10 protein-coding genes and 1 pseudogene are annotated in these 13389 nt (G+C 33.8%); all 11 read left to right on the top strand.

The window, feature by feature from the left end:
- Positions 1-42 precede the first annotated feature (42 nt).
- Positions 43-1197, top strand: a complete 1155-nt coding sequence (locus FYJ81_RS06725; RefSeq protein WP_154409494.1) for a thiolase family protein — start codon at positions 43-45, stop codon at positions 1195-1197.
- Entirely contained in the window at positions 1197-2477 is a 1281-nt protein-coding gene (locus tag FYJ81_RS06720) for a hydroxymethylglutaryl-CoA reductase, degradative (protein ID WP_154409493.1), read from the top strand. The genes FYJ81_RS06725 and FYJ81_RS06720 overlap by 1 nt, the downstream gene beginning before the upstream one ends.
- A 207-nt stretch (positions 2478-2684) precedes the next feature.
- A pseudogene (locus tag FYJ81_RS06715) lies at positions 2685-3654 on the top strand (SMP-30/gluconolactonase/LRE family protein).
- A gap of 426 nt (positions 3655-4080) precedes the next feature.
- Positions 4081-5541 carry a Na+/H+ antiporter NhaC gene (gene nhaC / locus FYJ81_RS06710; protein WP_192942943.1) on the top strand — a complete coding sequence of 487 codons (1461 nt, stop codon included), beginning with the start codon at positions 4081-4083 and terminating at the stop codon, positions 5539-5541.
- Between the two features lie 245 nt (positions 5542-5786).
- Positions 5787-6662 carry a cidABC operon transcriptional activator CidR gene (gene cidR / locus FYJ81_RS06705; RefSeq protein WP_107383993.1) on the top strand — a complete coding sequence of 292 codons (876 nt, stop codon included), beginning with the start codon at positions 5787-5789 and terminating at the stop codon, positions 6660-6662.
- A 418-nt stretch (positions 6663-7080) separates the two neighbouring features.
- A complete protein-coding gene (locus FYJ81_RS06700; protein ID WP_154409492.1) occupies positions 7081-7467 on the top strand; it encodes a CidA/LrgA family protein in 387 nt (128 codons plus the stop codon).
- Positions 7468-8154 carry an LrgB family protein gene (locus FYJ81_RS06695; RefSeq protein ID WP_107383994.1) on the top strand — a complete coding sequence of 229 codons (687 nt, stop codon included), beginning with the start codon at positions 7468-7470 and terminating at the stop codon, positions 8152-8154.
- A 77-nt stretch (positions 8155-8231) separates the two neighbouring features.
- Entirely contained in the window at positions 8232-9974 is a 1743-nt protein-coding gene (locus tag FYJ81_RS06690) for a pyruvate oxidase (RefSeq protein WP_154409491.1), read from the top strand.
- 603 nt (positions 9975-10577) lie between these two features.
- Positions 10578-11972, top strand: a complete 1395-nt coding sequence (locus tag FYJ81_RS06685; protein ID WP_107505103.1) for a YfcC family protein — start codon at positions 10578-10580, stop codon at positions 11970-11972.
- A 184-nt stretch (positions 11973-12156) separates the two neighbouring features.
- Positions 12157-12720: a GNAT family N-acetyltransferase gene (locus FYJ81_RS06680; RefSeq protein ID WP_107383997.1), complete on the top strand. Its 564-nt coding sequence runs from the start codon at positions 12157-12159 to the stop codon at positions 12718-12720.
- A 148-nt stretch (positions 12721-12868) separates the two neighbouring features.
- Positions 12869-13384 carry a VOC family protein gene (locus FYJ81_RS06675; RefSeq protein WP_107385991.1) on the top strand — a complete coding sequence of 172 codons (516 nt, stop codon included), beginning with the start codon at positions 12869-12871 and terminating at the stop codon, positions 13382-13384.
- Positions 13385-13389 lie beyond the last annotated feature (5 nt).

Raw genomic sequence — 13389 nt, 5'->3', positions numbered from 1 at the left:
TAAAAGACAATTATTTACAATATGCTCAAAAGGAGAATAATAATGAAAAAAATAGCAATCGTAAGTGCCAAGCGGACACCTATAGGAAAATTCAGAGGTAAATTAAGTAATTATACTGCAGTAGAATTAGGTACAAAAACGTTAGAGGCTGCTATGTCAGCCATTAATCTCAAACCTGAAATGATAGAGCAAGTCATTTATGGCAATGTACTTCAGGCTGGAAGTGGCCAAAATCCTGCACGACAAGTTAGTATCAATGCTGGTGTGCCTAATACAACACCTGCGATGACGATTAACGAAGTTTGTGGTTCTGGGTTAAAATCTATCATACTTGGCAAGCAACAAATCCAATTAGGAGAAGCAAAAGTAGTAGCTGTTGGAGGTATTGAAAGTATGACAAATGCGCCCAAAATACTATTTGATGAAGAAGCAACACCAGTTGAAAGTTTTATGCATGACGGTTTAACTGATGCATTTCTAAATGTACCAATGGGTGTTACAGCAGAGAAAATAGCGGAAAAATATAATGTCACACGAGAACAACAAGATGCGTTTGCGAACGATTCACAACATAAAGCAGCGCAAGCTTCAGAAGCAGGTAAATTTGATAATGAAATTGTTACATTAACAGATAATGAAGGCGAATTAATGACGGTAGATGAAGGCATTCGTGGCAATAGTAGTATTGAAAAATTAAGTACTTTAAAAACAATATTTAAAGAAGATGGCACTGTCACAGGTGGGAATGCTTCAAGTATCAATGATGGCGCATCAACAATTATTTTGATGGATGCGGATTATGCAAGGCAAGAAGGCTTTGAAATTATTGCAACATTAGGTGAACACGCGGAAATTGGCTGTGATCCTACCTATATGGGGTACGCGCCGTATCATGCAGTGACGGAATTATTAACAAAATCCAAGAAAGACATGGATGATATTGACGTTGTGGAAATGACAGAAGCATTTGCTGCTCAAAGTATACCGGTTAAAAACAATTTAGAGATACATCCTGATAAGCTTAACTTATATGGTGGTGCCATTGCTTTAGGTCATCCAATAGGTGCAAGTGGTACACGATTGGTGACTACTTTAGTAAATATCTTATCACAAGAAAATAAACGAAACGGGATTGCAACTGCATGTATTGGTGGCGGTTTAGGTATCGCATTATATGTAGAAAAGGGGGATGCCTAATGTTACCTTTAGGTAAAGATTTTCGCCATTTATCACGTGAGGAGAAGTTAGATTGTCTACTTGATTATGGTTGGTTGAATAAAGATAATCACGATATGTTATTAACACATCCTTTAATTCCAGAAGAAATTGCCAACAGTTTAATTGAAAATGTGATTGGTCAAGGTGCGTTGCCTGTCGGGTTACTACCTGAAATTATTGTAGACGACAAATCATATGTTGTTCCAATGATGGTTGAAGAACCCTCTGTTGTTGCAGCTGCAAGCTATGGTGCAAAGTTAGTCAACGAAACAGGTGGGTTTCATGTCGTAGCTAGTGAGCGATTAATGATTGGACAAATTGTTTTTGATAACGTAAAGGATACACAACGTTTATCTCAAAATATTAAAGATCTTGAGCCGAAGATTAAGCAAATTGCAGATGAGTCTTATCCTAGTATTATTGAAAGAGGTGGCGGTTACCGTCGAATTGAAATAGATACTTTTCCAGAAGCGGAGTTATTATCGCTCAAAGTATTTGTAGATACAAAAGATGCAATGGGTGCTAACATGTTAAATACAATATTAGAGGGGATTTCTGCATATTTAAAAACGGAACTTGAAGATGTAGATATATTAATGAGTATTCTATCTAATCACGCCACTGCTTCTGTTGTTAAAGTACAAGGTGAGATAGATATTCAATCACTATCCAAAGGTGGACGTGACGGTGCCGAAGTAGCACGTAGAATGGAAAGAGCATCTGTGTTAGCGCAAGTAGATATTCATCGTGCAGCGACGCATAACAAGGGTGTGATGAATGGCATTCACGCAGTTGTCTTAGCTACAGGTAATGATACGCGTGGTGCTGAAGCTAGTGCTCACGCATATGCGAGTAAAGATGGACAGTATCGAGGTATAGCTACTTGGCAATATGATGTAACACGCCAAAAATTAATTGGTACGATTGAGGTGCCAATGACACTGGCAACAGTTGGTGGAGGTACACGTGTCTTACCTATTGCTCGAGCTGCTTTAGATTTAATGAAAGTTGATTCAGCACAAGAACTTGGTCATGTTGTAGCTGCAGTTGGTTTAGCTCAAAACTTTGCAGCATGTCGTGCACTGGTTTCGGAAGGTATTCAAAAAGGTCATATGAGTTTACAATATAAATCATTAGCAATTGTTGTGGGTGCGCAAGGTGATGAAATCGCTAGAGTCGCTGAACTGTTAAAAGAAAAACCGAGCGCAAATGCAGCTATGGCAGAACAGATTCTCAATCAAATTAGAGAAGCACATTAGCGATTGAATTATATTTTTGATAGGTATCATTGAGACTTTAAAATATTTAATATGATTGACGGAGTAATGACTCATTGTTTTCATTACTCCGTCTTTTTGCGCAATAAATGAATTTGAATTAAAATATAAATATTTTATTTTGTGATTTGAGTTCCATATAATATAAATTACAAGCTCGAAAGAAAAGATTAAAAGAAAAGAGAGAGTATGATGGGGAATAATCTACCGGCATTATCATATGATCACAAGAATCATTCTGTGGTGCCAATTTTAGCATCGGAACAAAGTCTACAAACAATAACTGCAGAACCTTGGTTGGAAATTTCAAATGAAGGATTACAATTAGAAGGTTTATGCTTTGATAGAAATGGTGATTTAACACTTTGCGAAGTGTTTGGGGGAACTGTTTTTCATGTGACTTTGCCAGACAAAAAAGTAACTCAGCTTTTTACATCACATAAAGAAAATCCTGCAGCTGTTAAAATCCACAAGGATGGAAGATTATTTGTTTGTTATTTGGGTGACTTTGAGCGTTCAGGCGGCGTGTTTGCAGTTAATGCTGAGGGAGAAGCAGAAGAGACGATTGTGTCAGACATTGACACAGAATATTGTGTAGATGATTTAGTGTTTGATAGTAAAGGTGGATTTTATTTTACTGATTTTAGAGGATACTCTACGAATCTTAAAGGTGGCGTATATTATGTTGCGCCAGATTATAAATCCATAACACCTGTGCTTCAAAATTTAGCTGTTGCCAATGGCGTAGCTTTAAGTACTGACGAAAAAACACTTTGGGTAACTGAAACAAATGCGAACCGATTACATCGTATTGATTTACTAGAAGACGGTGTAACCATTGCACCATTTGGCGCTTCTATACCTTACCATTTTACTGGACACGAAGGGCCAGATTCATGTTGTATAGACAGTGATGATAATTTATACGTAGTAATGTATGGACAGGGCAGAGTATTAGTGTTTAATAAAAAAGGTTATCCTATTGGACAAATTTTAATCCCGGGTCGTGATCAAGGGCATATGCTTCGTTCAACCCATCCAGCATCCAGGGACGGATCAGTTAGTGATTTGTGCTAATGATATTGAACAAGGCGGAGGTTCTTGGATTTATACGGCGAAAGGCTTTGCAAAAAGTCATCATAGCTATCAATTTCAGTAAATATGGCTCATAAAAATGTTTTAGAGCGCGGATAGAAATCTAATTTTATTATAATAATTTCGTCATCTCAGCTTGGCAAAGATGACGAATATTGAAGAAAGTATAAAATGATTACCTGAACTTCACTTCATGTATAAGCACTACTAACTCAATTACAGACAATATGAAAAAGTCTAGGATGAAGCAATGTCGTCTAGACTTTTTTTAGTATATACCACCTTTGTTAATGGTATTTATATTTTATTGTTGTAAAAATCAAAGAATTTAAATCATTATTTGAAGTTTACAGACAGGAGAGTAAGTCGAGTAATGACGCTGATTTTAAGTATAACAATAAATTAATTGAGATAAAATTCATTAAAAATTTATAAATACACTATTGAAAGCGCATACATTTTTAAGTATGATATAAAATAACAAAGGTAGGTGTTTGTTATTTTAAAGCCAAAAGATAAGCATAACGAAGAAAAACATGATTTAAAGAAGCCACTAGGTGTTACGTCGGCAGTCGTTACATTGTCAATTATGATTATTACGATGTTAATAACTGTGGCTGTATTAGAAAAAGAACCTCATATTCCTCTAATGATTGGTACTGCGGTCGCTATCATTGTGACTATGTTGCATGGATATGAATTTAGTGAAGTAGAAGAAATGATGTACAAGGGCATACGGCATGCTTTGCCAGCGATTGTTATTATTATACTTGTAGGTTTAGTTATTGGCTCATGGATTGGTAGCGGTGTCGTAGCAACAATGATATTTTATGGGCTTCAGTTAATAGACCCTCGTTATTTTTTAGCAGTTGTAGTTATATTATGTGGTGTCGTAGCGTTAGCTATCGGTAGTAGTTGGTCGACAATGGCTACTGTTGGTGTTGCATCAATGGGTATTGGTGTTAGTATGGGTATTTCTCCAGGCATGGTCGCTGGTGCAGTCATTTGTGGTGCTTATTTTGGTGATAAGATGAGCCCATTATCAGATACGACAAATCTTGCTTCAGGATTATCTGGTGTTGAATTATTTGAGCATATTAAACATATGTTCTATACCACAATTCCAGCTGTGATTATTGCGTTAATTGCATTTTTCTTTATTGGTATACAGTATGGTAATAAAAATTTTGATACGAAGCGTATCGATGCAATTCTTAACACTATGCAAGATAATTTTGTGATTACACCATGGTTGTTGTTAGTACCTTTAGTAGTTATTGTATTAGTAACGTTCAAAGTTCCAGCTATTCCAGCAATTTGTGTCGGCATTATATTTGGATTTTTTGCTCAAATTTTTGTGCAAGGTGGAAGCATAACGGAAGCGCTGACTGCTTTGCAAACAGGATATACGATTGAATCAGGTAATAAACTTGTAGATGAACTGTTTAATCGTGGCGGTTTAGAATCAATGTTTTATACGATTTCATTGACTTTAGTAGCGATGACTTTTGGTGGCGTATTGGAATATTCGGGTATGCTATCTGCATTAATTTCGGTGATTTTAAAAGTAGCGAGAACAACTGGTTCATTGATTGCATCAGTGATTATTTCTTGTATCGGCACTAACTTTACATGTTCAGAACAATACATATCTATTATTGTACCTTCTAGAATGTATGCGAGTGCTTTTAAAGACAAAGGCTTACATCCTAAGAACCTATCTAGGGCATTAGAAGATGGTGGAACATTAACTTCAGTATTCGTACCTTGGAATACATGTGGTGTATTTATCGCATCTACGTTAGGTGTATCGGTAATGGAATATGCACCATTTGCCATTGTGAATTATACAGTTCCTATAATTTCAGTTATTTTTGGATTTATTGGGTTTAAAATAATTAAATTAAAAGATTCAGATGAAGGAAATACAGACAATGCTAACTTAGCTTAATTTAGCGGAGTTTATGAAATTCTATCATTTACTATAAAAAGAGGAGAAATCAAGTGTGATATTTGGTTTCTCTTTTTTATAGTGAAAATGAGCATAGAAATTGATTATACATATCAGGATGATTTTTCAATAGTCCTAATCATTTCAATACATTAAATAATGCATAAACTAAAAAGATTGAAAAAATAGTATATAACCGTATACTAGGATATACACATTGAAGTTAAGTATAGAGGAGCACGCATATGGATATTAAACATATGAAGTATTTTGTAGAAGTAGTAAACCAACAAGGTATGACAAATGCATCTAAATCATTGTATATCGCTCAGCCAACGATAAGTAAAGCAATTAAAGACATTGAAAAAGAATTGAATATGCCATTGTTTGATCGAAGCAAACGTCAACTTGTCCTAACGGATGCTGGCTCAGTTTTTTATCATAAAAGTAAAGAAATCTTATCATTATACAAAGATCTGCCTAAAGAAATTAATAGTTTATTAGGTTTAGAAACAGGTCATATTAGCATTGGTTTGTCTGCAGTCATGAATATGAATAAGTTTATTCATATTTTAGGTGAATTCCATCAGCAGTATCCTAATGTAACGTATAACTTAGTGGAAAACGGTGGCAAAATGATTGAACATCAATTAATTAATGATGAAATAGATATAGGAATTACAACATTACCAGTAGACCAATCTATTTTCCATTCCTTGCCATTATATCAAGAAGAGTTGAAATTAGTTTTGAATAAAGAACATCGTCTTGCTCAATATCAACAAGTGAAAATGAGCATGCTAAAAGACGAAGATTTTATACTTTTTAATGAAGATTTTTACTTGAATGATAAGATTATCGAAGCGGCAAAAAATGCAGGTTATATACCTAATACAATATCCAAGATTTCACAATGGAACTTTATTGAAAATCTTTTAAATGCTCATTTAGGTGTAAGTATTTTACCAGAGAATATAGTGGGATTATTAAACAGTGACTTTAAAAATATAACACTTGAGGATCCAGGCATGAGTTGGGAATTAGGTGTGATATGGAAACGAGATAAATATTTAAGTTATGCAACCAGACAATGGATAGATTTTATGAAACAACGTTTATAAAGACGTAGGTTAGTATTCATATTATGTGATAATGAAACAACATTTGAATAAAACGATTGAATCAATTGTGTGTTAATAATAGAAATTTCAACCATAGCGTAGAGTAATTTTAGGTATTGGTGGGAGTAGATTGCGCAATCAAACGGATGTTTTGATTCCAATCCTGTTCCCACTATTTTTAGTTGTAAAAGCTATGCTATGAAATCATTTGAAAAGGACACATAGTAAAATAGTTGATTTGTTTTATTAACTATAGCTAATTGGAATATGTAAAATCGCTTTCATAGAAAAAAGTAATTGGTATTATGAAAAAACAATATTTTTATTATATTTAATGGCGCGTTATACTTAGTCATGTAATCAACAAAGTAGTTAAAAATAGTCAGCAGTTCAAAAGTAATAAAAAGGGTGATGAGTATTGCAGGTAGTGCTAAAGATAATCAAAATTATGTTTCAAGCATTAATTATTATGGGTATTACTTTTATTGGTAATAAAATTCAAATGATTTTTGATATTCCGATTGCAGGTAGTATCGTTGGATTAATATTATTTTTCTTATTACTACAATTTAAAATTATTCCAACAAAATGGGTAGAAGAAGGCTCTAAATTTTTCTTAGCTACCATGGTATTTTTCTTTGTTCCATCTGTCGTAGGTATTATGGATGTCGCTAATATGATCAATTTTAATTTTATTTTATTCTTTATCATGATTGTTCTAGGCACATGTTGTGTTGCTTTAATTTCAGGGTTTATTGCTGAAAAAATGGTTAAAGCTGAACAATACGGGAATGGTCAAGATTAGATGGTACTTCTAAAAGCATTGTTAATGATTCTACTGACAGTTTTTATGTACGTTGGAGCAAAAAAATTACAGTTTCAATACCGGAGCCCATTTTTAAACCCTGCACTTATATCATCAATTGGAATTATCGTTGTATTATTGTTATTTAACTTAGATTATAAACAATATATGGTCGGTGGAAAGTGGATACACCAACTGTTGAATTGTACAGTGGTAACATTAGCGTATCCACTATATCAAAATCGTCATAAAATATTAGCTAATGGTAAAATTATATTTAGTAGTGTGATTACAGCAGTAATTTTGAACTTTGCATTTGTTTATGTCATATTAAAAATGTTTGGTTATTCAAAAGAAGTTATTGTTACGATGTTACCAAGATCAATTACAGCTGCTGTAGGTATTCAAGTATCTCACCAAATGGGTGGTGTGGATGCAATAGCAGTGTTATTTATCGTAGCAACTGGTTTAATCGGGAGCATTTTAGGTGCGTATTTGATTAAATTTGGAAGATTTAAAACTTCTATTGCAAAAGGTTTAACATTTGGTAACGCATCACATGCTTTTGGTACAGCTCAAGCACTTGATATTGATTTAGAAGCAGGTGCGTTTAGTTCAATTGGTATGATTTTGACTGCATTATTAAGTTCAATCGTTCTCCCGATACTCATAATCTTTTTATATTAAGCGTAGTGTTAAAACACAGTATTAACTATTTTAGGGTAAAAATAAATCGTTAAAATTTGGAAGGAGCAATTTTTACAATGGCAAAAATTAAAGCAAATGAAGCATTAGTAAAAGCATTACAAGCATGGGAGATAGACCACTTATATGGTATCCCAGGAGATTCTATAGATGCGGTAGTAGATAGTTTAAGAACTGAAAGAGATAATATTGAATTTGTTCATGTACGTCATGAAGAAGTAGCAAGTTTAGCAGCTGCAAGTCATACAAAATTGACTGGTAAAATTGGAGTTGCATTAAGTATCGGTGGTCCAGGTGTCGTTCACTTACTTAATGGTATGTATGATGCGAAAATGGATAATGTTCCTCAACTTATTTTAGCAGGACAAACAGATAGTACAGCTTTAGGAACAAAAGCATTCCAAGAAACAGATATTAGCAAAATGGTAGACGATGTAGCTGTTTATAACCGTCAAATCTCTGAGAATGATAAAGATATATTCGGCATTGTTAATGAAGCAATCCGTACGGCTTATGAGAAAAAAGGTGTTGCAGTCTTAATTCTGCCAAATAACCTATTGACAAACAAAGTGAAAGATACAACAAATACACCAATGGACACTGCACCACCAGCACGTGTTGCACCAAAACCACGTAGCATTAAAAAAGCCACTAAGCTTATTAATAAAAGTAAACGTCCGGTTATGATTATCGGTACTGGTGCTAAACATGCTAAAGACGAAGTGCAAGAATTTATTGAAGCGGTTAAAATTCCGTCAATCATTACTTTACCTGCTAAAGGTATCTTAGCAGATGCTCACCCATATAATTTGGGTAACTTAGGTAAAATTGGTACTAAAGTGTCTTATCAAACGATTCAAGACGCTGATTTACTAATAATGGTAGGTACAAACTATCCTTATGTTGACTATTTACCTAAGAAAAATATCAAAGCAATTCAAATAGATACAAATCCAGAAAATATTGGACATCGTTTCGACGTGAATGCAGGTATAATTGGTGATAGTAAATTAGCATTGCAACAATTAACAGATAGTGCCAAACACGTGAAAAATCGTGATTTCTTAAATAAAACATTAGAAAGAAAAGCAACTTGGGATTCTTGGATGGATAAAGATAAAGCAGATGAAAGTTCACCAATCCGTCCAGAACGTCTAATGGATGCAATCAACCAAGTGAGAACAGATGACGCGATTTTCTCAATCGATGTCGGTACATCTACTGTATGGTCAACACGTTATTTAGATCTAACAGTGAATAATAAATTCATCGTTTCTAGTTGGTTAGGTACGATGGGCTGTGCATTACCAGGTGCATTAGCAGCAAAACGTGCTTACCCTAACCGTCAAGTAGTGGGTATAGCAGGCGATGGTGCGTTTGAAATGGTAATGCAAGACTTTGCAACAGCAGTACAATATGATTTACCAATGACTATATTTGTTTTAAATAACCAAGAACTATCATTCATTAAATATGAACAACAAGCTGCTGGTGAATTAGAATATGCAATCAACTTCACTGATATAGACTTAGCACAATTTGCGGAAAGTTGCGGTGGCGTTGGTTATACGCTTAAAGATCCTAATAGAATTGATGAAGTTGTAGAAGAAGCAATGGCTCAAGATAGACCAACAATTGTCAACGTTTATGTTGATCCAAATGCTGCGCCATTACCTGGTAAAATTGTTAAAGACGAAGCAATTAATTACGGTAAATGGGCATACAGATCTATTACTGAAGATAAAAAATTAGATTTAGATGAAATTCCTCCAATGTCAACAGCTGTTAAACGTTTCTTCTAAGTTGATATAAGTAAAAAATTAGAGACTTTAATTTCTCTGACTAAAAATAAACGCCAATTTCTATTGAAATATTATAGAAATTGGCGTTTTCTTTGCTTTGTGAAGTTTTGCATCACGTTCGTCTTGAATCGAAACCTAATAAATTAAAATGATGTCATAGTGTGCTGAAATCTAGAGGAATGATATGAGCGAGAGACTACAGACTCGAATCATATCTCAGGCAAGCATGCACGTTTAAAATCATAATATTTTAAAAGATATAAAATAGCTGCAACATGAAATGATTAGCTTGAATGGATTTAAGTCAAAATATTTTTCATTTGTACTAAATATCTCCCATCGTGATTTTGTAACGTGCTGACGCCTAGGGAAAAGATATGAACGAGAGACTACAGGCTCGAATCATATCTCAGGCAAGCTATGCACGTTTAAAATCATAATATTTTATGATTTAGTTAAAGATATTTAAAAATAGATTGAAAATTCAGCATAATATCTATAAAGTGTATTATTATAACAGTAATTTATTAAATTGATTGATCAGGTTATTTTTTAGATTATGATTTTTTTCAATTAAAAACCATTTAATGGGGGATATTTAAAATGTTCAAATCAATTTTTAAAAAGATAACATTTAAAACACCACATACATATGCATTGTTATTATTTATCATTGTTGTGGCAAGTTTACTTACATATTTAATACCAGCTGGGGAATATGCACGTGAAAAAAAAGATGGACAAACATTAGTTATATCTGGTTCATATCAAGAAGTGTCACAACATGGCGTTTCGTTTTTTGATATATTTCGAGCAATTCCAGAAGGATTACAGAGTGGCGCTGAAATTGTATTTTACATTTTCTTAGTGGGTGGCGCATTTGGTATTGTCCATAAAACAGGCGCATTTGAAAATGGTGTGAATAAAGCAATGAACACATTAGGATCTTATAAAGTACTAATGATTCCATTGACTATGACGATATTTTCTATATTAGGTTTTTCAATTGGATTAGCAGAAGAAACGATTATCTTTGTTCCTATTGGAATTATTATAGCGAGAACATTAGGATATGATGCGTTGACTGGAGCAGCAATGGTTATACTTGGAGCAGCAAGTGGCTTTATTGGTGGTATGTTAAACCCATTTACTGTAGGTGTTGCACAATCTGTAGCGGAGTTACCATTATTTTCAGGTTGGGGGTTGCGTTCGATTATTTATATCTTTATCTTGTTGGCAGCTATTACAACAGTGATGATATATGCACGTAAAGTGAAACAAGATATGTCGAAAAGTATTGTATACGAACTGGAAAAAGTTGAAGGACAATCTACGGAAGCGATGGATACGCCACGTTTTACGAAGCGACAGAAAGTTGGTTTACTACTCATTGTTGCAGCGATCGTATTAAATGTGTTTGGTATTTTTAATTATGGTTGGTCCTTTAACGAGATGAGTGCTAACTTCTTATTGGCAGGTTTACTTGCAGGTGTCATAGGAGGATTGGGCGTCAACGGTACATTTGAAGCCATGATAGAAGGTATGAAAGATATTTTGTTTGGCGCAATGATTGTTGGCTTTGCTAAAGGTATTATTGTCATTTTAGAAAATGGCCAAGTAATAGATACCATCGTACATGGTATGACAACCTTGCTTACAGATGTACCTTCCTCGGCAGTTATCATCGCGATGTTTATCTTACAATTCTTTTTGAATTTCTTTATACCATCAGGTTCTGGACAAGCATTAACTACTATGCCATTAATGGTACCAATCTCTGACTTATTACATATCAATAGACAAATTACTGTACTTGCGTTTCAATATGGAGATTCAATCAGTAATGTCTTATTTCCAACTTCTGCAATTTTAATGGGTGCTTTAGCTGTTGGAAAGATATCTTATACTCAGTGGCTTAAATTTGCTTGGAAATTAATTTTAGTATGGGTAATCATATGTTGTATTGGTATGTCTATTGCCTTAATAATAGGTTATTAAGTAATAATTTGCTAAGTCATTTAGCTAACTTGAACTTCATGTTATTAGGAGTAGTCTCAGATATTAAAGTATTAATTAGATATCTGAGGCACTCCTATTTTTTATGTCTAATCATTAAAATGTTGAAATATTCAGAAATTACAAATAAGATATGATATAAGACATAATTAAAGAAGGTGAGACAATGCAATATAGACCGTTTATAGAAATACTGCCGAACGTTTCATTAAGACCACCAGATCTTAAAATGGCTGAATCATTATTTGAAACCATTCAAGAAAATTTTACGCATTTATCACGATTTTTAGATTTCATTACTGAAGATCTCACTGTAGATGCGGAAAAATCATATTTAAAAATGATGATACAACATCAAGCTGAAAGTAAAGGTCAATTATTTCTAATCTATTATGAAGATGAATTGATTGGCACAATAGATTTACATAAAATCGATTTAAAAAATAAAAAAGCAGAAATAGGTTATTGGATGGCGAAAGGATATACAGGTAAGCGAATTGCGACGGAAAGTGTTGTGTTTATATGTCATTATGCATTTGAAATTTTAGAATTGAATAAACTTACGATTATTGCAGACGTAAGAAATATTGCTAGTAATAAAGTTGCTAAAAATGCAGGTTTTCATTTTGTCGCAACTGATATTCAGGACATGTATGATGGTGAAAATTATCAAGATATGAATCGATATATTTTATTGAAAAATCATTTTGACTTGGCTGAAAGTCATTAAATGCTAGATTGATTGCCTGTATAGCACATGCTTAACAGTATCCGGTGTGTCCAAGTCACAAGCAATTGTTAGTAAACTTATTGTATTGACTGATATTAGCTATGATATGAAACAGACGAAAAGGATATATAAGGAGGATTACGACTTGATGGCTAGAGGTATTAATCATATTGGTTTAACTGTACCTGATATTGAAATAGCAACGGCTTTCTTTAAAGAGGCTTTAGATGGTCGTATTGCTTATGATAGCCAAACTAAAATGGATGAACCTAGAGGTGGCCAATTTGTTGAACATGTATTGGGATTGGAGAATGGCGCTGAAATTGTTAAAAAGAGAATGATGGTGTTCAATGATGGCCCTAATATAGAGATGTTTGAATTTGTATATGCAAATCAAAAAAGCGCAGTAAATTTACAAGACATAGGTTATACACATATTTCATTTTACGTGGACGACTTTGAAGCATCGCTTAATAAAATCAAACAAGCTGGGGGAGAACCTATCTCTGAACCTCACAGTAATACAAAATATGAAGATACAGCTGGTAATCGTACGGTATATGTTAAAACTCCATGGGGAAGTTTAATTGAGTTGCAAACGATACCAAATGGTTATTATTATCCTAGAGATAGCGAGGCAAGTGTATTTATTCCGGACGTGTAAGAAAT

Origin of the sequence: Staphylococcus sp. McC-251-APC-3A2, from assembly GCF_009695665.1 — a bacterium.
GTDB classification, from domain to species: Bacteria; Bacillota; Bacilli; order Staphylococcales; family Staphylococcaceae; genus Staphylococcus; species Staphylococcus cohnii.
The sequence above is the reverse complement of the archived record's forward strand: the minus strand, read 5'-3'. Positions and strand labels throughout refer to the sequence as shown.